This is a genomic window from Acinetobacter sp. G11 (assembly GCF_049808495.1).
GTDB classification, from domain to species: Bacteria; Pseudomonadota; Gammaproteobacteria; order Pseudomonadales; family Moraxellaceae; genus Acinetobacter; species Acinetobacter kookii.
The window spans coordinates 52,460-76,034 of the sequence record NZ_JBNCAT010000008.1 but is presented as its reverse complement, the minus strand read 5'-3'; the positions used below and the strand labels follow the sequence as shown (position 1 = coordinate 76,034).

Genomic DNA, 23,575 nt, shown 5'->3' with positions numbered 1-23,575 from the left:
TTGGTAGCTCATTAAGGCTCACCAATTGCCGCAGTAAAAGGATCCAATTCAAGTCGACGCTTCTCGACCATTTCCATTAATCGCGGTTGAATCTCCGGATCACATGCAGATACATCAATTTCCAGTGCATCCAGCTCAGTCAGGTCTTCAGCCTTTTGAATACGAACTGCGAGTGATGATTGAGCCTTAGGTGGATTAAGCTCGACCAGGCGTTTATTGATTGCATTAATTAATGGCTTGCGCTGTTCTTCGGTCCAGTGCGTGGTGTACTTGATTTGAGCATTGGCTTCCATTGGTGTAGCTGCATTGGCAACATTTCCAAGTAATTCATTTAGTAACACCTGGTGAATATCGTCTACATCGGCTTGAACTGACGGTTCCAGATGCTCATCTTTTGGGGATTGAATGAGACTTTCAGCTTCTTGTTGCAGTCGCTTAAGTTCATCAACGCTTAAATCATTAGCCAGTTCAACCTTAGGCGTGTATTGCTCAGGATCAAGTTCAAGCAATTTATCTTCAGTCAGCTTGCACAAATGTTGTTGATCTTCACGCTCCAGATGGCCATTAGCCATAAAGACAGGGCGTAGAGCCAAAACATCCCGTGTTGTTGTGCATTCATCAATTTGAGCCGTAAACTTCTCAACCAATTTCACTGCATCAGTTTCAACAAATTCCTCTGTCAAACTGTCTTCTACTGCAGTAACTTGACCTTGCTCGGGGATCTGAATATCTGACTGACTTTCAAATGTCTTTTCTTCCACATCATTTGATGTTGAATTTTGGTCATTTGCAGCTGGTTCTTCTGTTTTACGGCTACGACGTTTTTTAGTCTTACCTGTATTGTCAATTGTTGGTGGATAAAAGATGTTCCGGCCAAACAGCTCGCCAATTGCCTGCAGCTGTAGTTCTGCATTTCCTTTATCTGCCTGGGCGAAACCATTACGCACAGATGCGAAGTATTCCATGCACTGTTTGCTGTATTTAACCTGGGAAATATGGTCGGGATAGACAATGAATATTTCCTGACCTTCCGCTACATCATCAGGAGTTAAAGGCTTGGCAAATGTAATGCCTGCCAACTCCATAGTTTCAACTTTGATGCAAAACTCATAACCAGGTTTAGCAAAGATGTTGGCGGGGAACTGATCGATATCATTGAATTCGATCAATTCACCAATAGCGCGGCACATGATATTTCGACCCGCCATCATTGCTGCAAAAGCTTCATTACTATTTAAAATATTCATATTCTTATCCCTATGTTTAATTAATGATGAAGCTGGCTAGGCTGGTTATTTGGTTGCTGCGATCGACTTTGAGTTGGCCAACCCATCTGATCGGCTCGAGCACGGCAAGCATTGGTAATACCAGCCTCATAAGTGGTGCCTTTAAACCTTTCAGCTGCTGCTTTAAGAATCTTTTTGTCTTTAGCATCTCTAATAGCAACTAAAGCATCGTTGTAAAGCTGTGCCTGGGTACGCTTTGGTTTTTGCTGAGTACTTGGTTGCTGTTGAGTCGGTTGCTGGTTATTTGCCTGTTGATTATGGGTATTGTTCTGCTGGTTATTATTCCTGGCTGAACTATTGTTTACCTGATGATGATATTCATCAGAGTCATAATCCTTAGTGTCATCAATTAAGAACAATCCATTCAGTGCATATTTACGGGCATATGAACTTGATGCACCAAAAGTTTGAGCGACATCCATACCTTTTTTACTGATTTCAACGCCAGCATGAGCTTTCACTACGGTTTCTTTACCTGTGTTATCTGTGAAGATAACTTTGGCAGTGATTACAACAACCGGGCCAACTTCTTGAACCTCATCGGTAATGATGAGTGTTGAGTTATATTTCTGTAGAAGGGGTTTAACTGCTTCAAGAATATCCTCACAGTTGCGATAGTTATAATTACCAAAGGTATTGCGTTTGCTTTTAGGGGCTTTTAATTCCAACTGGATCTGCTGCAACACACTGATAGACTGTTCAATTGGGTTTTGAATATTTGTATTTGACATGATAATTCCCCTTAAGCCCCAACCCAGCCCATACGTTTTTTGTACGCACGACGTTCACGCAATGGAATATGTGAGCTCTGCAAACCAATGGCCAAAGCCTTGCGACGTTGAAAAGCACGTTCACGGTCAAAGTTTTCACGAATCCATGGTTTAGAAACCAATTCTTCCAGGGTTACTTTCACAAGACCTTTAGCGGTTTCCTTGTAAATATCTTTGCCTTTCTCGACATAGATTGCAGCGAACTTAGTACCCAGACGGAGGCGCATATTGCCTTGTTCATCAACGCCCAGGTATTCAGAGAATTTTTGAGTAGAAGTAGTCATTAGCGCGCTCCTTCATTGGAAGCTGAGAACTGCAATTGATGCTTAATGGCTTGAGCATATTGACGATCCACATCATCTGAACAACTTTTCACTACAAATGGTGTTGCCACAATTGGCGAACTAAAAACCACTACTGCAATCGCGTCACGCATAAAAGCTTTAAACTTGTTCCAACGATTTGCCTTAGCAATCTGCTTTGTAGAAGGCGGCTGCTGGTAAAGAATCCCTGTAGTCGGGATATGGCCAAACTCTGGGGTTTGACTATGCGAAGGTGTTTGGTTCATACTTATCTCACTCACAGGTAAGGTGTGGGTCTGGCCTCAGGTTGTTGTAGCAACGCTGGGGCTTTTGTTTGTTTACATGATTTAGTTTACCAAAGGAAACTTTAAAGTCAACAATAAAGTTTATTAAAAGAAACTTATTTTTATTCTTGGAAACTTTTATGATTTAATAGACAAAAGAAAACCCACCGCTGGGGTGGGTTGGGTGGAGTCTTAATATGATTGGAATAACTAAAAAAGGTGAATTGATGATGCTTGATGATAATTCATCAATTACAGGGCATCAGTTTATCGGCGTAATTATTACTGATCCGACCCAATTGAATGGAAGTGCTGACAACATCTCTAATCACTTTTATGGCAAAGATCCCCAACTGCTTCGTAAGTTAGTCCTAGATGTCTTACATACAAATCAGCAGCACCACCATTTGTTGAATGAGCAACCATAACAACTTCAAAAACTGTACTTTCGCCGGATGCATCAATATCAATCCATTCGCCAATACGCGGTAAGTATTGGAATTGTCTGGCATATAGCGGTTGTGGCTTTGGTCCAGAAACATCAATAACTGATAATTCAATCATATTTTCTCCACCCGATCTATTCTAAAGGACTGCGTCGGGTTCGCAGTTTTTAAATAGATTCAATATCATCAAAATACTTATTAACAGAATGAACCCACTCAGGTATGGATTCAAAATTTTCAAGTTTTGGAATTTCACCAAACATAGCAATTATGTTTTGTGATAATGGGTATTTGATATTTCTTTTTTTAGCTAAAGTTGCCACATACTCATCAAATGATTCAAAGTCAGCAATTCTTGGATGATATTTATTTTTTATCAAACGCTTATATGTAAAAACATAGGCAAACAGTGAAATAATTACCGCAAGAAAAGATTCACCTGAACCATTTGATCCAATAAATGTTAAAAGCGACATAAATATAAAAACAGCAATATACTGCCAACGTGCTTTTTTTATATCTTTTAAAGTTATATTTTTACTTAATGCATAGTGAATTAAAGGTATGCATGAAATAATAAAAATATCAATAATAAAACGAATAGAATCCATAAACCCTCTTATTTTTTAATATATTATTATCCAGCTCGCCAAAACTGACGACCCATAACTTTAAAATTTAGACCGTTTTGCTCTGACACTTCACGATCTCTGTATTTTGCATTTAAGCTATGTAGGGTGAGTTTCCCACCTTCTTCTTTAAATATCTGCTTAATCATTCCCTCACCCTCAAAATAAACAGCATAAATTTCACCATCTACAATTTCAGTTTGAGAGATATCAATACCTACTAGATCACCATCATGAATAAAGTCAGTCATGCTATCGCCCTTGGCTTTAATGATCCTCATGCAGCTGGGATCAACATGCTTCCTTTGAAAGAATGACGGTGTAAATGGGAACTTCCCATTAATAACATCGAAATGAAATTCTATAGATTCACCAACACCACACGAAAAATTAGCTTCCACGACATCAATCCAAATAAACCCATTTTCTGTTTCATAATCAATAACAGTTGGCTTATGCACTTCATCAACATCAAATGAAGCATCACTTTTGCCAGTCAAATTATGCTTATTCATAAACTCTTGCATATTGAAATTATTGAAGAGCTTTTCTTCTTCACCTGTAAGCAGCCAGTTTTGAGATGTTTTTAATACTGCTGCTAATGCCGGAAGGAATTCTGCCTTGGGTGTATTTGTTCCAGCTACCCATTTAGATACAGCTCCTTTTGTGGCTCCTGTTGCTTCAATTATTGCTGTTTGTCGAAGACCAAGCTCTTTCATTCTTTGAATTATACGGTCGCTAATAGTGGTCATACAAAATCCCTCATTTCCTGTTTCCTATAGTAAACAAGCACCTTGATATATGAATAAACTTATGGTTTACTAATGGAAACTATTAGTTTATAAAGGTAAACCATGACTGTTGATGAGCTAAAACTTCATTACGGAGTTAAAACCGATTCTGAACTCGCTCAGAAAGTCGGATACACCAAGGGCGCTGTTAGCAAGTGGAGAAGCAAGGGTATATCCCTAGAAACCCAAGCTCTATTGCAGCTCAAAACAAAAGGAAAGGTTAAGGCCAATTTGCAGGCTTTAACCGCTTAACCAATTATCCCTCGGTCAATGTTTTAAAGAAACGTGAACTTAACTATTGGATTCACATATGGAAATTTCAAAAGAAACAAAAACTGCACTGCATAAGATGATTCATCATTCTGAAGGTGTGACACCGAAAGATATTGCTGATGTTTTAGGTGTATCGCACAAAACTGCTTTGAATTACGCCAATCCAAATATGGATCAGCATCTGCCAAGTCTAAAGGCTTTTGAAGCAATGTTGACCTATACGCAAAATCCAGCTGTTTTAAAGTCCTGGGCACACAAGCTGGGTCTAGTGCTTATGCCGTTAGGTGATATTGAGGGTAAAGAGCACCAGTTGAGCGTACTGGAATCATTGCTCGGCATGAATGTTGGTGCTGGTCAGGCGAATAAGCAGGTTTTAAGTGCGCTGGAAGATGGCGTGGTGACACCAGCGGAAATGGATGAGACGGACCGCATCCTGGAAGAAATGGAACACAAGATCCAGTCTTTGCGTAAAGCCATGAAAGGCGAGTGTGCAAAGTATTTATCAGCTCTACAAATAGAAAAAGCCTGATCTTGGGAATCAGGCTTTCCTAATTCAAAACACTTGCGGGGTTTCAAATATGAAAACAAATTTAGCACATGAACCACCAATACCTCAAGGGCAAGTAGTTCATTTTCCAAAAAATGAGCGCAAAGCTATGTCGAATAAAGAAGAGCGCTACACCAAGATGCCTAATGCTTTGATTGACGGCCAAATTATGGCCCAGTTAAACGACAAGGCATTTAAGTGTTTAATGTTTGTAATGCGTCAAACCATTGGATTTGACCGTGTATCCCACCCAATTGCTATCACTCAATTTCAAAAATATTGCGGCATTAAAAAACGCGATACGGTTATGTCGTGTATTCGCGACCTTGAAGAACTTGGCTTGATCAAAGTTGAGAGAAAAACAGGTTGCTTAAATGAATACCTATTCACTCCTGACCAGTACCGCGAAAAGGGACTAGTACCAAATGATGGTAGTACCATTAAAGGTGACGGGACTAGTACTATCAAACAGGACTGGACCAGTACCGCGAAAGGTGACGGGACTAGTACCGTTGAACGGGGCACTATTAAAGAAACACTTAAAGAAACATTTAAAGAAAACTTTAAAGAGAGTAACGCGCAAGAAAATTCAGTCGATGCAGTTTTAAATCTCTGGACACCAGATCTTCACTCTTTGAATTCTTGGTTGCAAAGATCAGGCGAAATGCCAATGACTCAAGACCTGGTAAACCAAGTTTTACTTGAAATCAATGCTCACTACGAACCACGTTTGAAATCAGGTCAACTTACTGACAGCCAGATGTATGCCAACTTTGTGAAGTGGGTAAAACGTGGTTACAAGCCTAAAGCTCAATCAAAAACAAATCTGAACGTCAACGACGCATGGGAAGGCATTCCTCAATTCCAAGGCCATGTTGAGCCAGTTGAAATACCGGAGGATTTTGTATGAACGCCATAATCTCAATGAAATTTCAACAGGTACAGGCTTACTGCGCTGAACACAATGTTCAAAAAGTTCAAGCTGGTCCTAATCAAATCTGCCCTGAATGCGCAAAAAACTTGGTGAACAAGAACAACCAGGAGCATCAGGAATCTGTAAATAAAATGGTTCGTGATTTGCACTTTGCAGGTGCCATGATTCCTGAGCGCCACAAGGATTCAGGCTTTAGAAATTACAACACAAATTTTGCCGGGCAATCGAACGCCTTGAACAACTGCGTTGAGTTCTCAAGAGTCATGATTGCTGGTCAAAAGCGCAATTTCATCATGTCTGGAAAGACGGGTACAGGTAAAACCCATCTGAGCTGTGCGATAGCCAGAACACTTTTGAACAAGGGAATTTACGTTCGCTATATCACTTCGGAAGACATGGCAAATGATATTGCCAATGCCTGGAAGAAAGAGGCTAATGACAGTGAATCAAACGCGATCTATCGATTCACTGAGTATGACTTGCTGATCCTGGATGAATACGGCCTGCATGATCGTCATGAGAATCGCCTGCAACTGGTCCACAAGGTTTTGTATTCACGCTATGACGCAGGTAAACCAACCATGCTGATTTCAAATCTTACATTGGCTGAATTACAGAAGGATTTAGGGGATCGTCTATGGTCTCGCTTTCAACATGACGGATTAACACTGGTTGAGTGCAATTGGGCTGATCAGCGTTTAGGGGGTGGGGTGTGAAGATTAAACGTATCGTGTGTTGGTTTAGTTGCGGCGCTGATTCAGCTGTGGCGACAAAAATTGTATTACAGCAAGCGCCTAAGCTTTACCCAAATGTACCGGTAGTGATTGTGAATAGCCCAATTAAAGAGGAGCACTCGGATAATGATCGGTTCTTAAAGGATTGTGAAGTTTGGTTTGGCCAGCAGGTTATTAAAATTTATAACCCTAAATACCCGGCAGGCAAAAACTCAATATACGAAGTTTTCAAGAAAGGCTTTCTTAAGGGTCCAAATGGTGCCCCTTGCACCACACAACTTAAGCGAATTCCTCGTGGCTCATTTCAGCAAGAGGGCGATTTGCATGTATTTGGCTTTGACTTAGATGAAACTGACCGCGCAATAGATTTTGAAGAGCGCAATCCAAATATTAAAACATGGTTTCCATTGATAGGTGCTTATCTTTCAAAAGCTGATGGTCTTGCAATGCTCCAGGATGCGGGAATTGAAATTCCAATGATGTACAAGCTTGGCTATTCGAATAATAACTGCATTGGCTGTGTAAAAGGCGGGATGGGCTACTGGAACAAGATTCGTAAGGATTTCCCTGAAACTTTTAGTCGTATGGCAAAGGTAGAGCGGGAAATTGGTCATTCTATCTTAAAAGACCAAAACCGAATCCCTGTTTATTTGGATGAGTTAAACCCAGGTGCAGGCCGCATTCAGGATGAGCCAAACATTAGTTGTTCCTTTAGCTGCGTGATAGCAAAAGAAGATTTTGAGTGGGGTGCCGCATGACCAGACTCCAATACTTATCACTATTCAGCAATGCGGTACTTAGTCCTGAATTGAATACCTGTGCGATGCCACTACCAAAACACGGTTCGGCTTGGGCCACAGTTTTCGACCACAACCAGGGCGAAGTGAAATTAGATGAGATTGCATTTCGTAAAGCCTGGTGTGAACAGCAAATTGCTTTGATTGGTGAATTTGGCGCGGTGATGGGGTAACGAAACATGAATGAACGAGAAACTGAATACGGCAAGGCTGCGGTTTTGGATCGGGGCATTGATGTGTTGCTTGCAATCAAAAATACAAAGGTTGCTACTTCTGCAGAAATTCAAGCTCAAGCATTACCGAATCTCTCGAAACGAGCAGTACAGCGATATTTGAAAAGCTTAGTTGTAATGGGGTTGGTTTATACCGTTGGAAACAATAACAGCGAGTACCGGTATTACCTAAGTGGAAAGGCAAAACAACTATTTGGGGTAAACAATGCATCTCACTAAAGAAGAATTTATTAAACATACGGTTTTGCCGCGCAGTCAAGCACGCAATTTTGCGGAGGAGCAAAGTAAGCGTGCCTTAAGCGAGCAGTTGGCTAAGGAAGTGGCTGAATTTGAAAAACGCAAAAAGATCACGGAACTGCCAGTTGGGTTTTCATACGAAATGAAGGTGAGCTTTACCAGCTCAAACTCTGAAGAAGAAAAACAGAGAACTAAAAAATTACGTATGCAAAACCAGCAAGAGCTTTTGATCCAGTACGCAGGTCACGTAGATGCGGATTGGGTTGCATTATCTCATGCAGTTGGTGGCATAAGTCCAAGCCAATTGCGTCGGGCTTATCAGGGTAAAGCGGAGATTGTGAGTGCTTGGGGTCGAGTTAGAAAGCACATTGAAAGCGTTTTAACGGAATTATGTGGGGTTTGAGGGATGAGTGAAATAAAGCAGGTATGGGGAATTATTAAAGATTACCAGTGCGCTGATCTAGAGATGGTTCAAGAGCCGGCTCTAGCGGTGTGGAAGAGCCAACAAGCCATCATCGACGACCTAAAAGCCCAGCTCAACAACATGGAGCAGTGTTATATGGGGAAGAAAAAACGTGCGGAGTTGCTGGAATCAAACATTAAAAATCTTGTGATGCAGCTTTCAAATAATTATGAGGTTGCAGAGGGTGAATACAAGAAAAATGCTGATTCTTATTATTCAGGCAAGTGTGATGCTTTTGATTTAGCAGAGCAGTTGGCTGGCTTGGTTCTGCGAGGTGAGCATGAATAAAGGTGACCGCATAAAAGTCGATTTCGTTTCTGAATCATGTACTGAATTTTCAGGTAACCATTTTACAGGTGAAGGTGTGGTGGATCGGGTTGAAGATGGGCGTGTACCCGAGCGTGGTCTTATAGATCATCATTGCTTTACCTTTGGCACATGGTTTCGAATTAAAGCTGATCTTGCTCACGAGAAAGCGCGTAATAAGTTTGAGCAGGAATACATGGAGCGGACGACCTGTTTGCACAACAAGCGAGGTGAGCATGAGTAAATTCCAACAAGAAGTAGCGGTGCTTCTGCTCTGCAATGTGATTCTTTTTGCTGAATTTAAAACGACTTGGCTTGGCCTTGTGGTGATTTTTTTGACAGCAGCATTTGTGGTGATGATGTGGCGAGGTGCCAATGACTAATCTCCGTATCACCGCAGCACATGCACGAAAAGCCGGTATTGGCCCTAGATTTGGTGTAACAGCCAAGTCGGGAAAAAAGAAATCCAATCCAGACCCAATGCCAAAGGTTCCGGCTCATCTGGTCGAAGGAAAGGGATTTGGTGTGATGAATGATGAATTGCTCTGGTGTGAAGTTTTAATCACACCTCCTTCGGTGAATCACTATTGGATTCGTGGGGCTAACAAAACCAATCGATTAAGTAAGCGTGCAATCCACTTTATTGACGTTATGAAGCGTTTTATTGAGCCGGCAGGGTATCAGGGCAGAGTTCGCGTAAAGATCGAATACGCGCCACCTGATGCGAAAATACGCGACATCGATAACATCGTAAAACCATGCTTTGACGCTTTGTCAAAAGGTGGGTTGATTCTGGATGATTCCCAGGTGGATGAATTGCTCGTGAAGCGGTTGCCATCAGAAAAAGGCGGGAAGCTGATTATTCAAGTTGAAAAGTTAAGGGTTTGAGGGGGAATGGGGATGAATGCAGCGGTTAAAACACAAGTAATGGATTGGTCAAAATTTACAGCTGAAGATTGGTTGAAGCAATACGGTGCATACATTCAAACCTGTCGCATGAAGTCAGGGAATGAGCCGGATAGTCTTGGGGTGAACCAGATCTATTGGCTGATCTGCGAAAATAATAAGGGTATAGCACCACGTAAGGACCAGATCATTTGCAAGATTAATGATTTTGAAGCGGAGCAGGTTCGGAGGCTCATCATTGAAGTGAAGCAATCAAAACTAATTTGTGATTCGGCGAAGGTGGCTGTTCAGTTGTTTATTGAGAAGAATGTGAGAGGGATGTCACTTCGACAAATGGCTGATGAATTTAAGATGGGTAAAACAGCAATAGATAGCCTGGTGTTTGCAGGGAAATTTTACTTAAACGGTCATGATAAGCGATTGCGCTTAAATTAAGATTTTGAAATCTAAAAATTTGTTATGATTGAATTATGCTGAGAGGAATAATTAATGGCAATAAAAAATTATGATAGACAGGATTTTGGTAGAAAAGTTAATGAGGTTGTTTCACCATCTCATCCGGTTTTGTCTTTGGAGCACTTAAAAGGAAGAGAACAACAATTAAAGAGGATTCAACAAGCTCTTTTTGCTACTGGACGAAATGTATTTATTTACGGGGAAAGAGGAGTTGGAAAGTCATCACTTGCGGCTACGGCAGCCAATGATTGGTGTGGTGAGCAGGGAGGGTATGTTGATATTTCATGTGCCCCTGATACAACAGTACTTTCTATGATTGCAACAATTGCAACACAAGCTATTAATAAGTCTCGCCTAAAGCGGAAGAAAGTTAAAAATACATTACAAGTTGGATTTAAGTGGTTCACTTTTAAAAGAGAAAGTGAGGCTGAAAATATTAATTTTAATAATGAAATAAAAAGTCTAAGTGATGGTATAGAAACACTTAAAGAACTTTCAGAATTTTTTGATGATGCCTTAGTTGTAGTGGTTGATGAGGTAGATAGAATAAGAAATCCTGATGAAGTTGAAAAGTTTGCTGATTTTTTGAAACAATTAGGAGATAAACGTGTCGAAGTTAAGTTTATTTTTACTGGTATTGCACACACCTTAGATGAAATTTTAGGTTCGCATCGATCAGCAATACGTCAATTGGAAACAATTGAATTAAAAAAGCTTTCTTGGGATGCTAGGTGGGAAATTGCAATTGAAGCATTGAAGGCTTTTGAGATAGAGATTGAACGCGATATTTATGTAAGAATCGCCCTAATTAGCGATGGTTATCCTTATTATGTTCATTTAATTATAGAAAAACTATTATGGATTCTATTCGAAAGACCAGACGTAATATCTAAAGTTGAATGGGATGACTACCATTCTGCGATTGAGCATGCAATAGATACAACATCTGCAGAATTATCAAGGCCTTATGAAAAGGCAATTAATCAGCGTTCACAAGACTATGAAGAGGTTGTTTGGGCAACAATTGTAGCTGAGGATAATATTGGGCAATACACTAAAAATATGTATGACCAATATCTCGGAATTATGAATCAATATGATGGCAAAGATGTATTAGACATTAAGAAGTTTTCTACAAGAATTAGAAATTTACTGAAGGATGAGTATGGTCCAATATTGGCTCATGGGTTAAAGAAAGGACAATATATATACAAGGAAAAAATGCTTAGAGGTTATGTTCGGTTAAGAGCAGAGCAACAGAATATAGAGTTAGTGGTTTCAGCAAAAGAGATAGCTGAATTAAAGAATAAAACGCAAGCAACTGCCAGATCTAACAAAGCTTATTTTCCACATCCTCCAAGAAGTCGTTAGAGATCATAGTTTGTGAATAATTAAGTTATTGACCGTCCGGACAGGATATGGCATATTTCTGTTATAGTGACCGAAGTGTATGTGATGCACTAAGTTAATTTAAAAGCTCGCCAAATGGTGGGCTTTTTTAATGCCTGCAAAAAGCCAATTTGCAGAACATGCCTTGAGTAAACGCCTAGATGTTTTAGGCAATTCCAGTTAGGGTTTGGCACCCCGACCTAAAGAGAATGAAAGCAAGTAAAGCATACCGTGCATGTTAGGTTTGTGTGATTGTGAGTAGCGTCTAGCCCCGCGAAGAGGGTTTTTTAATATTTAATAAATAATTAATTAAGTTTTTCTAATATTTTGATTTATTTATTGTTATTTAAAATTTTAATTAATTTTTTCACAAAAAAATCACGAATAAGTATGTATAATCGCCACTGGAAACGGCTGTAGTTTCCCAGTGACCTTCCAAGGTCATTAGTTTATAGGCCCATATCCAACTACTACTGGATTGGGCTTTTTTTTGCATGGAGAAAAGTAATGCTCCAATTCTTAATGTGTTTATTTGGCCTACATGGTGCGACTGAAATCGATTACACAGTTGATGATGAAGAAATCAAGGTGTGTCGAGATTGTTTGAAGGAAGTTAAATAAACCCTTGTCACTTCGGTGACTTAGCCGGACGTATTACGGCACATAAGACCCCGCTAGATACTAGATATTGGCGGGGTTTTTCTTTTCTTATTGGTGGCACCCATGTGGCAATTCTTACTTGGTTTTATCGTGGCTTGGGTTATTTGCAGCTGGTATACACATATCTACGTAGCAAATGAATGTGAGCGACTTGGTGGATTTTTCGTTGGTGAAAAAACTTATAAATGCATTGAAGTAAAGAAACTCGATAAAGAAGAACAAGATTGGTGAAGGGTGGTACCCATGACAGACAAAGTACAAGCGAAACAAGACTTAGAATTTTGCAGTGCTGAGCTGTCTAAATATCAGAATCTTAGTCGGGCCGGGTTGACTCGAAATGAGTTGCTGGCAATTGACGGCATCATGATTAAGTTGAAAGAGCGTATTAAGAATTTACGCTTTGCATTGTATGCGTGATTCAAAAAGACTGGCTGCGGTTCGATTATTGCCATGTGTGAAGTGTGGCCATCCATATAGTCAGGCAGCTCATTCAAATAGTTCAGGACATGGTAAAGGCAGGGGTATAAAAGCTGACGATGCTTACACAGTGCCGCTTTGCGTGGGATGCCATCAAAGATTCGACCGTTTTGAGCTTGGCACCCGGACCGAGAGTGAAGCGATGTTTGATCGGTGGCTGGTAAAGACTAATCGGATGCTGGTGATGGAAGATAAAGAGGTGTTTTGATGAAAAAATGGTTTAAGTGGTTTGTACATAATTCTATTGTTCACCCAATCATGCCTTTCATGCCAAAAAAATTAGCAATTAAACTTCATGATAAAAATGGCGATTGGGCTTTTAAGGATTAAACAGGGAGATAGGAAATGCAAAAAGCCGTGTTTCCTATCCAAAGCCATGCTGATATCACCAAAGCCATTAACTACATGCATACCCATTACACTCAGGCATTGGAAAGCGGCAAGCCTTTACGTGTGGTGATTGATCAGAAACAGGACGACCGGTCCACTGCACAGAATCGCTTGTATTGGATGTGGCTTGGCCAGATTGAAAGAAAGACCGGTCAGGATAAAGATTCACTCCATTACGAGTTTAAGAAACGATTCCTGATTTATATCTACCGTCGTGATGATCAGGAGTTTGCTGAGACCTGTAATGCGATTGCCATGTTGAAGCAGAATGAATGTGAAGAATATCGAGTGATTGCAGAGCAAGTAATAAGACTTTGCAGCACAACCAAATTAAGCGTTAAGCAGATGACTGAGTATCTGAATTGTGTACATGATTTTACTGTCACGAAATTGGGTATTCATTTGACTGTGCCGGATGATTTGAAGTGGTGTTTCGATGAATAGACCAATGCCACCAGATGCCTTACTGGATATTGATCCGCTTGACCCAATGGGATTTGAACCAGCACATGAATTGAAGGGCTGGATATTACAGACTTTCATTGATGAACAAGGCGAACTACACAACCCGGACCATGCTCATATCTCTCCATGGGATGATGATTTATTCAAAGTGCTATGGGCTTCAAAAGGGTTCATTAAGGCTGAGCAGGTGGTATTAGGGCAGACTGAAAAGTTTGCACCAATGGCAGGCGGCTGGCGTAAGGCTCGACAAGAAAAACAGATGATTGATTGGTTTGGGTGTGTACCTAAATTCATTATTACAATTGACGCCTGGTTTGCACATAAAGCCAGTGATGTTGATTTTTGTTCCTTGATTGAGCATGAGTTGTATCACATCGGCGCTAAGCGTGATGAAGATGGGAATTACCTGGTTAGCCAATCTACTGGTGAATACAAATACTATTTACGCGGGCACGATGTCGAAGAATTCTATGGTGTGGTCCAGCGTTACGGTGCATCTGAGTCAGTCCAAAAAATGGTAGAGCTTGCAAATGATGGCCCAACTATATCTCGGGCTAATATTGCACATGCATGTGGTACGTGTTTATTGAAACTTGCGTAGGAGAATTCTTTACGTAGCTATACAAAGGGGTGGTTATGGCAAAACTCACTGAACCTATGAAAATCTTTATAGTTCAAAGTCTTGCTTGTTTTGAAACACCTCAACAAGTTGCAGATGCTGTAAAGACTACTTTCAAGGTTGAGATCGAGAGGATGCAGTGCGCAAACTACGATCCAACCAAGCCGACCGGCGAGAAAATGAGTAAAAAATTAAAGGACTTGTTTTACAGAACCCGGGAAGATTTCAAGAAGAACATCGAAGATATTCCGATTGCTAACAAGGCCTTCCATTTTAAAGAACTCCAAAAGATGTATGACGATTGGGGTAAAAACAAGGTTATGCGGCAGAACGTGCTTAAACAGGCACAGGGACTGCTTCAGTCAGGTAAAAGTGCTGGTCCAAGTGGTTTATCTGAAAAAGAACAGATTGAAATTGAAATGAAGCGCCTGGAACTAGAAAAACTCAAGCGTGAAGTAAATCCACCAGAAACCCGACCTCCTGAGGAAGATTACAAAATCAGCCTGAACCCTGATGAGGAAATTCCAAATGAGCCAATTCTTTGAGCCACCAGAAGGCGCAGTAACTCTTACACCAAAGCAAGCAAATATTTACTTGTGGGGCTGGCAGCCTGAAGCTCGCTTCCGTGATGCTGTATGTGGTCGACGTTTTGGTAAGACGTTTTTGGCTAAGGCGGAAATGCGTCGAGCTGCAAGGCTGGCTGCAAAATGGAATGTGTCAGTTGAGGATGAAATCTGGTATGCAGCACCTACATTTAAGCAGGCTAAACGTGTTTTCTGGAAACGATTAAAACAGGCGATTCCACCATCATGGCGTGCTGGCAAGCCTAACGAAACAGAATGCTCAATCACATTGAAAAGTGGTCATGTTATTCGTGTAGTTGGTCTTGATAACTACGATGACCTTCGTGGTTCTGGTTTGTTTTTCCTGATTATTGATGAATGGGCTGACTGTAAGTGGGCTGCATGGGAAGAAGTACTTCGCCCAATGTTGTCTACATGCAAATACATTGTGAATGGTGTGCAGCGTGTCGGTGGACATGTTTTAAGGATTGGCACACCAAAAGGTTTTAACCATTGCTATGACACATTCATGGATGGTCAGCCAGGTCATGAGCCTGATTGCCGGAGTTTCTCTTATACCTCACTACAGGGTGGGAATATTCCTGAATCGGAAATCATTGTTGCCAAGCGCAAGATGGACCCGAAGACATTCAGTCAGGAATATGAGGCCAGCTTTGAAAGTTATCAGGGTGTTATTTATTACTGCTTTAATCGCGTACTAAATGGATCGAGTGAAACAGTTCAACCAAATGACGTGCTTCACATCGGCATGGACTTCAACGTCACGAAAATGGCCGCTGTGGTTTATGTGCGTCGTGGTGAAACCATGCATGCGGTAGATGAGTTTGTAAATCTGTTTGATACGCCGGCAATGATTGAAGCAATCAAAGAGCGTTATCCGGGTTATGAAGTTGGGGTTTATCCAGATGCATCTGGCGAAAATCGCAAATCAAATAATGCCAGTGAAACTGATTTGGCGTTATTGCGGAAAGCAGGATTCAAGGTCTTTGTTAATTCAAGAAACCCAGCTGTAAAAGACCGTATTAACTCCATGAATGGAATGCTCTGCAATACCTTCAGTGAGCGAAGGTTATTTGTGAATGCTGCCAAGTGTCCACACTTCGCCAAATGCCAAGAGCGCCAAATCTATGATGAACATGGTCAGCCGGATAAAAAATCAGGCTTTGACCACATGAATGACGCAGGAACTTACCCAATCGCATACTTATTCCCAATCAATGAGCAGGTGAAGAGTATCGATATACCAATGTTTGGATTTTAATTATGAGCATCACAAGCAAACACGCTGACTACGAAAAGCATATTAAGACTTGGGAAAAGTTGGACGATGTTTGTGGTGGTCAGGAAGTTATTAAGCAAAAGAAGGAGGCATATTTACCAAAACCTTCTATGTTTAAATCCAAAGAAGATCCAGATGGGAAGGCGCGATATGGCGAGTACATCGATCGAGCAATCTTCCCGGGCGTGACCAGTCGAACGCTGGCCAGTCATATCGGTTTGGCTTTTGGCAAAACACCGGTGTTTAATCGCCCAGATGATCTGGAATATCTGGACCGAAATGCTGACGGAGCAGGACGCTCTATTTACCAGGTATCACAGCGGGCTATGCGGCTGATTAGTCGTAATTATCGCTGTGGCGTATATGTGGATTATCCAAGTGTAGATCCAAGCCGAAACCGAGCCGAGGATAAGACTAAAGGTGCTTATCCAATGATTCATATCATTAAGGCTGCTGCGGTTGAAGATTGGGATTACATCATTGTTGGAAATCAGAAAAAGCTCAGTTACGTCAAAATTCATGAAACTGTAAAAGAGCGAGATGGATTTAGCTTGGTCACTACTGAGCAATATCGCTTGCTATGGTTGAAAGTAGTAAATGGTCGCTTTGTTTATGTGGTTGAGGTCTATAAAAAGGGTGATAAGGGTGAATGGAATTTAGACCACACATCCACGCCTACAGACTACCATGGTAATACCTGGGATTACATTCCGTTTACTTTCTGTGGAGCTATAGACAATTCTGACGAAGTTGGTACAGCGCCTTTGTATGAACTGGCTGAAATAGAGTTGTCTTATTACAGAAGTACTGCGGACGTAGAGGAATCAGCATTCATTGTGGGTCAGCCTACTTTGTGTTTGCCGGGTATCACACAAGAGCAGTACGGCATGCTTAAGGAGTCTGGTGCCAGTGTTGGTAGTCGTACCGGTATCCCAACGGATGGTAAGTTTATCCAGGCTGATGAAAATGGATTGGCTTATAAGCGCATGCAAGACAAGTGGGACCAGATGAAAGAACTGGGTGCCCGGCTGATTGAGGTTGGATCTGCCAATAAAACGGCTGAGCAGGCCGGGAATGAAAACTCTATTCAGCATTCAGTCTTGTCGCTTGTGGCGGCCAATATTTCAGAAGCAATTACCATGGCATTGCGTTGGTGCGCAAAGTTTGCCTTGCCTAATCATGATCTTAAAGTGGATGAGCTGAGCTTTACGATCGCTCAGGACTTCAATAAGCCGAAATATGATTCAACACGCTCTAAATTGATTTATGAAGCATGCCTTGCTGGTGAGTTGCCGATGTATGTTTGGTATCACTATGAGCAAACAGGTACTTTCCCGGAAGATAAATGGGAAGACATCGTAAAGAAAATTGAAAAGCGGAATGATGGCACTATGGATGCATAAATATGAACATATCAGCGCAAAAAACCTTACTTGATGCGCTGACTCAACATCAGGCATATCTATATCGGGCATCCTCACAGAATGTAAACGATCTGATCAAGGTCTTTGACAAGTTATCGAATGAGCAGTTGCTTAAACTGAGTGATTTGTTTGAGAACTTAACTGAATCAGAGCGTAAAGCCTTACAAGGTCTTAACTTTTCAAGCAAAGCTGAGGCCAGTCGTAATATTGAAGAAATCAAAGCCACTTTAAACGAGTGGTTTTCTTCATTAAATACCCAACTGCCTGAGATATTTGAACAGTCTGCTATTGCCTTGGCTGTCTATGAGGCGAGTTATACCGTTGCTCTGATGGGCGAAACGCTTCAGGTTGATGGTGAAAAGCTATATCAGAAATCCAAAAAGGTGCCTTTCTCCGGCGGTCAGTTAGTTGATTACCTGTTTGCTGATATCGCAGCCAATTTACGTAAGAAAGTGGAATACGTCATTCGTGATGGATTTTCACAAGGCCAGACCAATCAGCAGATCATCAATCGAATTAAGGGGCGAAAGTCGCTTGATTATAAAGATGGATTGCTCCAGTCAGAACGTTATGTCATTGAGCGTCAGGTAAGAACAGCACGAAGTCACGTATCCAATGCCGCATATATCGATGTGTATAAGGCCCTTGGATATGAGTATGTAAAAGTTGTGGCCACACTGGATGGTCGTACCTGTAAATACTGCGCTTCAATTGATGGCAAGGTTTATCACATTGATGATCCGACTAGACCGCGCTTTCCAGTGCATCCTCATAACCGCACAACCTATGTAGGGTGCGATAAGGACGGAAATATTGCAGGGCAACGGCCTTTTGTGATGGATGAGCGCAAAGTGAAGGATATTCCCAAGGATGAGAGAAAGCATCTCATTGGCCAACTGGATGCCAACACATCTTTTAAAGATTTTTTCGAACAGTCGGATGAGTTCTTTCAGCGCACTTGGTTGGGTAAATCTAAGTATGAGCTTTACAAGAAAGGCGAGTACAGCATTGATAAGTTTGCCGATCCGCTGAATAAGCGTGGTTACACATTGGCTGAGCTTAAGGCTTTGGATGAGAAGACGTTTGAGGCGGTGGGGTTATGAGTTGTACGGTTCCTATAGTGATTTGATAAATTTATTCAGGATAGCGTATTGTGTATTGCTGTCTGCTAATTAATTTATTTTGTCTATGGGGAGTAAAAAATGAGAAAGCCACTAATTTCAGAAGACATTCTTGATGAGTATTTTTATGATGATGGACGTGATTATAAAATGTCCGAAGTACTACAAGATAATCGACAAAGTTTTGCATCTGTAAAAAAATGGCTGTATTTAGGGGCTGATGATAGAGATTCAAATTTTGCAAAAGTTGGCATAACAGAAGGCAATTTGGCTTCTAGATCTTATAGTTCAGCAAACCCAAGATACTATTTATTTTGCGCTTTTAAGTTCAAATACAATATATCTAAAGAGGATATGGAGTTTGTTGAAAATGATATTTTATTAAAGCTAGATAATCGCTGGTGTGATAGGTATGGTAGATCTAAGAGGTTGCGTCATTATGAATCGAATGTTCTGTCAGAGTGTTTCGAAGATGTGGACTTTGTGGATTTCTATAAGGATTTACATTATTTAATCTATACCTATCATCGAGATAAATTTGAGATTAGTGGTTATCAGGCGAATGAATTTGACGAGAGTGAAGTGGAATTTATATATTGCATCTTCAACAAGAAGTTACCTAAAAAAGAGAATGTATACATAGAAATGATTCTTCAATAGCGGAAGATCAAATCTTTATCGAAAGCAAGAGCACCCAACCGGGTGCTTTTTTATTGCCTGCTGAAAGCGGATGTGGACAGCGTAACGAGCGGATGCTCATTTTAGAAATAGGGTCGGATGACTTATGAAACTTAAAACGATTGAAGTAAATGGTCAAACTTATGCAGTAATTCAAGAAGGTAAACCAGTGTACGTGCATGAGGATGGTTCGGAAGTGCCACACGATGCACCGCATACAGTGGCAACCATTACCCGCCTAAATGGTGAGGCTAAAACTCACCGTGAAGCCAAAGAGCAATTTGAAGCGCAGGCCAAGGCTTTTGAAGGGCTTGACCCAGTGAAAGTAAAAGAAGCGTTAAACATTGTTCAAAACCTTGATGCTAAAAAACTTGTGGATGCAGGTGAGGTAGACAAGGTGAAGGCTGAAATTACCGAAGCACTAAAACAGACCTATGAGCCACAACTCCAAAAACTTACACAAGAACGTGATTCTGTTCAGCAGCAATTACATAGTGAATTGATTGGCGGTGGTTTTGCTCGTTCTAAGTTCATTCAAGACAACATCGCTGTGCCGGTAGACATGATTCAAGCCACGTTTGGAAAGAACTTCCAGATCGAAAACGGCAAGGTCGTGGCAGTTGGCGCCGATGGCCAAAAAATCTATTCACGCACTCGCCCGGGTGAAATCGCAGACTTTGATGAAGCCCTAGAAACCTTGGTTGGTGGATACCAACACAAGGATTCAATTTTAAAAGGTTCTCAAGCTGGTGGCGGTGGGTTCCAGGGGAATGGTGGAAATAAATCAGGCCCTAAATCTTTGGCTGAATGTAAAACCAAAGAAGAAAAAATTGCTTACATGAAGCAAGTGGGCGAACAAGCATAAATTAATTTAAGGAGAGGCTCATGCCTTTTGATTTACAGGTTTTTAATAAGCAAACCTATGCTGCAATGACTGAAACTGTGGCACAGGACATTGAAAAATTTAATGAAGCCTCTCAAGGCGCCATTCAATTAATTAATGAGCCTTTTGGTGGTGACTTCAATATTGAAGCATCATTCAAAGCAATCGCTGGTATTGTCCGTCGTCGTAATGCATACGGCACCGGAACTGTGGCGGCAAAACGCTTGGAGCAAATGCTCGACGTGGCTGTAAAGGTTGCAGCAGGTACACCGCCAATCGAGTATGAAAAGCAGCAGTATTCCTGGATTCTTCAAAATCCAGAGCTTGCAGCCTTGACCATTGGTGAGCAGCTGGCGAAAGCACGTCTAGCAGATATGCTGAATGCTGGTATTTTGGGCGCATCTTCTGCGATTTCAGGCAATGTGAATGCGGTGCACGGCAATGGTACTGATGCTGCATCATTCCGATTGCTCAACAAAGGTGCTGCGAAACTTGGCGACCGCTCAAGCGCAATTCGTGCCTGGATTGTCCATTCCACCACAATGCATAATCTTTTTGATAATGCGCTGGCCAACTCTGAAAACCTATTCCGTTATGATGGTGTAAACGTTGTGCGAGATCCGTTTGGTCGTGTATTTGTGGTGACTGATGCTCCTGCATTGGTTGGTGATAACGCAGGTACTGCTTTTTACAATACGCTTGGTCTGGTTGAGGGTGCGGTTGTTGTAAATGACAACAACGACTTCAATGCTGAGCTTGTGCCAAGTACTGGCGGTGAAAACATCAAATACACTTACCAGGCTGAATGGACGTTCGGTGCCGGTGTTAAAGGTTACGCATGGGATACAGCAGCAGGCGGTAAGTCGCCTACTGATGCGGCTATTGGCACACCAACCAACTGGGATTTAATCGCTTCAAGCGTAAAAGATACCGCTGGTGTATTAATCAAATCTGCCTAATTGAACTGCCCCGAAAGGGGCTTTTCTTTGCCTGATTGGAAATAGAAAACATGAAACAAGAATCAAATAAGCGATTGTATTTCACGAATGACTTTTCGCCTGAAAATGTGGCAGAACTGCAAGCTCAAGGTTATACCTTACGTAAGGCAAGTGCATATCACGAAGCCGACACATTGGAAGCGTGTTCAGAGGTAGCTGGTGATGTCCCTCAAGCATATCTTGATCTGATTGCGCGTACTAAAGCCAATATCATTACCGCAAATGTACAGGTAGGTGTTACTCCTGATATACAAAAGGTTATTGATGATGCAAAAGCAGAATGTGAAAAGGTTCAGGCTGAAAATGAATCTCTAAAGGCTCAAGTAAAAGACCTTGAAGCCAAACTCAAAAAACAGGCTGCTTCCGAAGCGAAAGCTGCAAAAGCAGCTGAAACAAAAGCAGAACAACCAAAGGAATAACCCATGAGCTTTATTACCCTTGAAGAAGTTGAGCAAATTTTAGGGGCAGACTTTGCACCAGCTGGCGATAAAGCTCGCCTCGTTTTACTTGCAAACACCTGGATGAAAAATGAAGTTGGTTTTATCCCGGATGTGGTTGATGACCTGCTTAAGCAAGCAGCCTGTGAAATTATCAAAGGCATTCAGGCAGGTGTGATTTATTCTGGTATTGCCCGGCAGACAACCAGTGAAAGTGTAAAGGCCGATACGGTACAGGTCAGTGAAACATTTGCTGAAGGCAGTCGCGAAATTTCAGAGTATGAGCAAATCGCTAAAGCCTTGATTAATTCGCTTGATCTAAAACCCAAAGGCTTTGGATTTGAGGTGTATCGGGCATGATCAATAACAACTATGTGCCGGAGTGGTTCACCACACCATTTGAGCACATGCGTTACACCTTGGTCAGAAACCAAGATCAACTCGATATTCTATTTGATACTGTAAAAGCACCATTTGATTTTTTAGAAGGTGGTGCAGATGCCCGGGTAAACTTTAATGATGACCATGCAATTGTTCAGATTAAAGATTGCGACTGGTGGGACTTAATCCAAATACACGGTCTTCTACTTCATGAGGCCGTGCATATCTGGCAAGAGCTAAAAGAAAAAATGGGTGAAGAAAGCCCAAGTGTCGAGTTTGAAGCTTATTCAATTCAAGCACTAGCTCAAGACTTATTCGAGCTTTATGAGCGGAGTGAATGTAGTGATCAAAAATAAAATCCAATCTAAATTGGCCAAGGCATTTGATAAAAATCTTGGTGATGCTGTCGATACTTTCACATGCTCCAAGGAAATCCAGTCAGGTGAATTTGATTTCGTGACGCAGACTTATCCGACTATTATTGTGGAGGCCTATACCGGACGTGGTGTGCTGTTTGGATCGTATTTAAAGGACATGGTCAAGCCTACGGATTATCAGATGACTGATTCAAAGGCTATTGTGCTACAGAATGAAGTGACTCAGGTGCCACAGATTGGTGATGTTTGGTCCACCAGTAAAGGCCGGTTTAAGGTAGTGAATATTGGGGCTGATCCAACGGATAGCATTTGGACTTGCCAGTTAAGGAAAGTCTAGTAATATCCCCCTTAAGACTAGGGGCGCTTATGAATAACATAGAAGAAATTTACCAGAGTATAAAAGACAGTAATCAAGAAATAGATGAGAGAATTCATATTCTTTTTCAGGTCTTGGAAGAAAGAGATTTTCAAGAGGTAACGGGTGGTCGATTTTCACTGCTTTTTATTATGAAGCTAATCAAGGCAATGATATCCGATGATGCGGTAATGAGAATACTGCATGAGATTGAGATTTTAGAAAATAAAACAAATCAGATAAGCTCAACCAAGCCAGAGTCTGAATTTAGGCGCGGGAAAATAAGGGGCTTATGGCACAAGCACTATTTGCCGACAGGGTTGAAAAGTATGGCCATCAATCTTGAAGTAGAATTTGAGCGCAAATATGAGGAAAATATGGATGAGATCAACCAGATTCTCTTAAAGGATATCAGTGCTGAGAAAAAGTCTCGTGAAATTTCAAGCCTAGTTGTGACAAAGCAGCTATCAGACAGATTTAAAGAAAGGCGCGTTACAGGTGAGTGGATAATTTATCATGTACACAATAATCAGAAATACTATCTTGATATAGCAAACCATGAAGATGATGAAGAAATTATTGTAAATAGTATAAGAGATATGGTTCTGAAAGAATTTCCTGAATTTCAAAATAGCCTTCCGATATTTAGTTAAACAATGACCCA

The 23,575-nt window shown here is 41.2% G+C and carries 39 protein-coding genes; 32 read left to right on the top strand and 7 right to left on the bottom strand.

All coding sequences use genetic code 11. The annotated features are described in order from the left end of the window. Nucleotides 1-11: 11 nt before the first annotated feature. The 7 genes from ACPUEY_RS05385 to ACPUEY_RS05355 all read right to left on the bottom strand — a co-directional run bounded on the left by ACPUEY_RS05385 (nucleotide 12) and on the right by ACPUEY_RS05355 (nucleotide 4,469). Nucleotides 12-1,247, bottom strand: coding sequence for a hypothetical protein (locus ACPUEY_RS05385; RefSeq protein ID WP_425121410.1), 1,236 nt, complete (start codon nucleotides 1,245-1,247; stop codon nucleotides 12-14). A 20-nt stretch (nucleotides 1,248-1,267) separates the two neighbouring features. Continuing rightward, the gene (locus ACPUEY_RS05380) at nucleotides 1,268-2,017 is read right to left on the bottom strand and encodes an ERF family protein (protein WP_425121409.1); all 750 of its coding nucleotides are present in this window, start codon (nucleotides 2,015-2,017) and stop codon (nucleotides 1,268-1,270) included. Between the two features lie 11 nt (nucleotides 2,018-2,028). After that, nucleotides 2,029-2,340: a hypothetical protein gene (locus ACPUEY_RS05375; protein WP_425121408.1), complete on the bottom strand. Its 312-nt coding sequence runs from the start codon at nucleotides 2,338-2,340 to the stop codon at nucleotides 2,029-2,031. After that, nucleotides 2,340-2,624 (bottom strand): hypothetical protein, encoded by a 285-nt coding sequence (locus ACPUEY_RS05370; protein WP_425121407.1) that lies wholly within the window; start codon nucleotides 2,622-2,624, stop codon nucleotides 2,340-2,342. Before ACPUEY_RS05370 ends, ACPUEY_RS05375 begins: the two co-directional genes overlap by 1 nt. A 342-nt stretch (nucleotides 2,625-2,966) precedes the next feature. Next, a complete protein-coding gene (locus tag ACPUEY_RS05365; RefSeq protein ID WP_425121406.1) occupies nucleotides 2,967-3,206 on the bottom strand; it encodes a hypothetical protein in 240 nt (79 codons plus the stop codon). Between the two features lie 49 nt (nucleotides 3,207-3,255). Then, the gene (locus tag ACPUEY_RS05360; RefSeq protein ID WP_425121405.1) at nucleotides 3,256-3,699 is read right to left on the bottom strand and encodes a hypothetical protein; all 444 of its coding nucleotides are present in this window, start codon (nucleotides 3,697-3,699) and stop codon (nucleotides 3,256-3,258) included. A gap of 26 nt (nucleotides 3,700-3,725) precedes the next feature. Beyond that, a complete protein-coding gene (locus ACPUEY_RS05355) occupies nucleotides 3,726-4,469 on the bottom strand; it encodes a LexA family transcriptional regulator (RefSeq protein ID WP_200224194.1) in 744 nt (247 codons plus the stop codon). Nucleotides 4,470-4,571: 102 nt separating this feature from the next. Between ACPUEY_RS05355 and ACPUEY_RS05350 the strand changes: the two genes are divergently transcribed. From ACPUEY_RS05350 to ACPUEY_RS05195, 32 genes are all read left to right on the top strand, one after another. Further along, nucleotides 4,572-4,760 (top strand): hypothetical protein, encoded by a 189-nt coding sequence (locus ACPUEY_RS05350; RefSeq protein WP_131289010.1) that lies wholly within the window; start codon nucleotides 4,572-4,574, stop codon nucleotides 4,758-4,760. A 58-nt stretch (nucleotides 4,761-4,818) separates the two neighbouring features. Then, nucleotides 4,819-5,310 carry a phage regulatory CII family protein gene (locus ACPUEY_RS05345; protein ID WP_425121404.1) on the top strand — a complete coding sequence of 164 codons (492 nt, stop codon included), beginning with the start codon at nucleotides 4,819-4,821 and terminating at the stop codon, nucleotides 5,308-5,310. A gap of 49 nt (nucleotides 5,311-5,359) precedes the next feature. Next, nucleotides 5,360-6,238 (top strand): replication protein, encoded by an 879-nt coding sequence (locus ACPUEY_RS05340; protein ID WP_425121403.1) that lies wholly within the window; start codon nucleotides 5,360-5,362, stop codon nucleotides 6,236-6,238. Then, complete coding sequence (locus ACPUEY_RS05335) at nucleotides 6,235-6,978, top strand: ATP-binding protein (RefSeq protein WP_425121402.1); 744 nt, start codon at nucleotides 6,235-6,237, stop codon at nucleotides 6,976-6,978. The genes ACPUEY_RS05340 and ACPUEY_RS05335 overlap by 4 nt, the downstream gene beginning before the upstream one ends. Next, entirely contained in the window at nucleotides 6,975-7,754 is a 780-nt protein-coding gene (locus ACPUEY_RS05330; RefSeq protein ID WP_425121401.1) for a hypothetical protein, read from the top strand. Before ACPUEY_RS05335 ends, ACPUEY_RS05330 begins: the two co-directional genes overlap by 4 nt. Next, the gene (locus tag ACPUEY_RS05325) at nucleotides 7,751-7,966 is read left to right on the top strand and encodes a hypothetical protein (RefSeq protein ID WP_425121400.1); all 216 of its coding nucleotides are present in this window, start codon (nucleotides 7,751-7,753) and stop codon (nucleotides 7,964-7,966) included. Before ACPUEY_RS05330 ends, ACPUEY_RS05325 begins: the two co-directional genes overlap by 4 nt. A gap of 6 nt (nucleotides 7,967-7,972) precedes the next feature. Then, nucleotides 7,973-8,245: a hypothetical protein gene (locus ACPUEY_RS05320; RefSeq protein ID WP_425121399.1), complete on the top strand. Its 273-nt coding sequence runs from the start codon at nucleotides 7,973-7,975 to the stop codon at nucleotides 8,243-8,245. Beyond that, nucleotides 8,232-8,666 (top strand): hypothetical protein, encoded by a 435-nt coding sequence (locus ACPUEY_RS05315; RefSeq protein ID WP_425121398.1) that lies wholly within the window; start codon nucleotides 8,232-8,234, stop codon nucleotides 8,664-8,666. The genes ACPUEY_RS05320 and ACPUEY_RS05315 overlap by 14 nt, the downstream gene beginning before the upstream one ends. A 3-nt stretch (nucleotides 8,667-8,669) precedes the next feature. Next, nucleotides 8,670-9,014 carry a hypothetical protein gene (locus tag ACPUEY_RS05310; RefSeq protein WP_425121397.1) on the top strand — a complete coding sequence of 115 codons (345 nt, stop codon included), beginning with the start codon at nucleotides 8,670-8,672 and terminating at the stop codon, nucleotides 9,012-9,014. Next, a complete protein-coding gene (locus ACPUEY_RS05305; protein WP_425121396.1) occupies nucleotides 9,007-9,276 on the top strand; it encodes a hypothetical protein in 270 nt (89 codons plus the stop codon). The genes ACPUEY_RS05310 and ACPUEY_RS05305 overlap by 8 nt, the downstream gene beginning before the upstream one ends. After that, entirely contained in the window at nucleotides 9,269-9,415 is a 147-nt protein-coding gene (locus ACPUEY_RS05300) for a hypothetical protein (RefSeq protein ID WP_425121395.1), read from the top strand. Before ACPUEY_RS05305 ends, ACPUEY_RS05300 begins: the two co-directional genes overlap by 8 nt. Next, on the top strand, nucleotides 9,408-9,920 hold the full coding sequence (locus tag ACPUEY_RS05295) for a RusA family crossover junction endodeoxyribonuclease (protein ID WP_425121394.1): 513 nt from the start codon (nucleotides 9,408-9,410) through the stop codon (nucleotides 9,918-9,920). Before ACPUEY_RS05300 ends, ACPUEY_RS05295 begins: the two co-directional genes overlap by 8 nt. 12 nt (nucleotides 9,921-9,932) lie before the next feature. After that, on the top strand, nucleotides 9,933-10,373 hold the full coding sequence (locus ACPUEY_RS05290; RefSeq protein WP_425121393.1) for a hypothetical protein: 441 nt from the start codon (nucleotides 9,933-9,935) through the stop codon (nucleotides 10,371-10,373). A gap of 54 nt (nucleotides 10,374-10,427) precedes the next feature. Further along, nucleotides 10,428-11,765: an ATP-binding protein gene (locus ACPUEY_RS05285; RefSeq protein WP_425121392.1), complete on the top strand. Its 1,338-nt coding sequence runs from the start codon at nucleotides 10,428-10,430 to the stop codon at nucleotides 11,763-11,765. Nucleotides 11,766-12,506: 741 nt separating this feature from the next. Further along, entirely contained in the window at nucleotides 12,507-12,674 is a 168-nt protein-coding gene (locus tag ACPUEY_RS05280) for a hypothetical protein (RefSeq protein WP_180072605.1), read from the top strand. 12 nt (nucleotides 12,675-12,686) lie between these two features. After that, entirely contained in the window at nucleotides 12,687-12,860 is a 174-nt protein-coding gene (locus ACPUEY_RS05275) for a hypothetical protein (RefSeq protein WP_425121391.1), read from the top strand. Further along, on the top strand, nucleotides 12,853-13,128 hold the full coding sequence (locus tag ACPUEY_RS05270; RefSeq protein ID WP_425121390.1) for a hypothetical protein: 276 nt from the start codon (nucleotides 12,853-12,855) through the stop codon (nucleotides 13,126-13,128). Before ACPUEY_RS05275 ends, ACPUEY_RS05270 begins: the two co-directional genes overlap by 8 nt. Next, nucleotides 13,128-13,250 (top strand): hypothetical protein, encoded by a 123-nt coding sequence (locus ACPUEY_RS05265; RefSeq protein WP_425121389.1) that lies wholly within the window; start codon nucleotides 13,128-13,130, stop codon nucleotides 13,248-13,250. The genes ACPUEY_RS05270 and ACPUEY_RS05265 overlap by 1 nt, the downstream gene beginning before the upstream one ends. 15 nt (nucleotides 13,251-13,265) lie before the next feature. Further along, a complete protein-coding gene (locus ACPUEY_RS05260; RefSeq protein ID WP_425121388.1) occupies nucleotides 13,266-13,754 on the top strand; it encodes a recombination protein NinB in 489 nt (162 codons plus the stop codon). After that, a complete protein-coding gene (locus tag ACPUEY_RS05255) occupies nucleotides 13,747-14,376 on the top strand; it encodes a putative metallopeptidase (RefSeq protein ID WP_425121387.1) in 630 nt (209 codons plus the stop codon). Before ACPUEY_RS05260 ends, ACPUEY_RS05255 begins: the two co-directional genes overlap by 8 nt. A 35-nt stretch (nucleotides 14,377-14,411) precedes the next feature. Then, nucleotides 14,412-14,939, top strand: coding sequence for a DUF2280 domain-containing protein (locus tag ACPUEY_RS05250; RefSeq protein WP_425121386.1), 528 nt, complete (start codon nucleotides 14,412-14,414; stop codon nucleotides 14,937-14,939). Further along, on the top strand, nucleotides 14,923-16,239 hold the full coding sequence (locus tag ACPUEY_RS05245) for a terminase (protein ID WP_425121385.1): 1,317 nt from the start codon (nucleotides 14,923-14,925) through the stop codon (nucleotides 16,237-16,239). The genes ACPUEY_RS05250 and ACPUEY_RS05245 overlap by 17 nt, the downstream gene beginning before the upstream one ends. Before the next feature lie 2 nt (nucleotides 16,240-16,241). After that, nucleotides 16,242-17,660 (top strand): DUF4055 domain-containing protein, encoded by a 1,419-nt coding sequence (locus ACPUEY_RS05240; RefSeq protein WP_425121384.1) that lies wholly within the window; start codon nucleotides 16,242-16,244, stop codon nucleotides 17,658-17,660. A 2-nt stretch (nucleotides 17,661-17,662) separates the two neighbouring features. Then, nucleotides 17,663-18,784, top strand: a complete 1,122-nt coding sequence (locus tag ACPUEY_RS05235; RefSeq protein WP_425121383.1) for a minor capsid protein — start codon at nucleotides 17,663-17,665, stop codon at nucleotides 18,782-18,784. A gap of 99 nt (nucleotides 18,785-18,883) precedes the next feature. Next, nucleotides 18,884-19,462 (top strand): hypothetical protein, encoded by a 579-nt coding sequence (locus tag ACPUEY_RS05230; protein ID WP_425121382.1) that lies wholly within the window; start codon nucleotides 18,884-18,886, stop codon nucleotides 19,460-19,462. Between the two features lie 124 nt (nucleotides 19,463-19,586). Further along, nucleotides 19,587-20,345 (top strand): DUF6651 domain-containing protein, encoded by a 759-nt coding sequence (locus ACPUEY_RS05225; RefSeq protein WP_425121381.1) that lies wholly within the window; start codon nucleotides 19,587-19,589, stop codon nucleotides 20,343-20,345. 20 nt (nucleotides 20,346-20,365) lie between these two features. After that, on the top strand, nucleotides 20,366-21,322 hold the full coding sequence (locus ACPUEY_RS05220; protein ID WP_425121380.1) for a major capsid protein: 957 nt from the start codon (nucleotides 20,366-20,368) through the stop codon (nucleotides 21,320-21,322). Between the two features lie 50 nt (nucleotides 21,323-21,372). Beyond that, entirely contained in the window at nucleotides 21,373-21,780 is a 408-nt protein-coding gene (locus ACPUEY_RS05215) for a hypothetical protein (protein WP_425121379.1), read from the top strand. A 3-nt stretch (nucleotides 21,781-21,783) separates the two neighbouring features. Next, nucleotides 21,784-22,158 carry a hypothetical protein gene (locus tag ACPUEY_RS05210; protein WP_425121378.1) on the top strand — a complete coding sequence of 125 codons (375 nt, stop codon included), beginning with the start codon at nucleotides 21,784-21,786 and terminating at the stop codon, nucleotides 22,156-22,158. After that, entirely contained in the window at nucleotides 22,155-22,535 is a 381-nt protein-coding gene (locus tag ACPUEY_RS05205) for a hypothetical protein (RefSeq protein WP_425121377.1), read from the top strand. The genes ACPUEY_RS05210 and ACPUEY_RS05205 overlap by 4 nt, the downstream gene beginning before the upstream one ends. Continuing rightward, a complete protein-coding gene (locus ACPUEY_RS05200) occupies nucleotides 22,525-22,893 on the top strand; it encodes a glutamate 5-kinase (protein ID WP_425121424.1) in 369 nt (122 codons plus the stop codon). Before ACPUEY_RS05205 ends, ACPUEY_RS05200 begins: the two co-directional genes overlap by 11 nt. A gap of 29 nt (nucleotides 22,894-22,922) precedes the next feature. Further along, entirely contained in the window at nucleotides 22,923-23,564 is a 642-nt protein-coding gene (locus ACPUEY_RS05195; RefSeq protein WP_425121376.1) for a hypothetical protein, read from the top strand. Nucleotides 23,565-23,575: the final 11 nt, after the last annotated feature.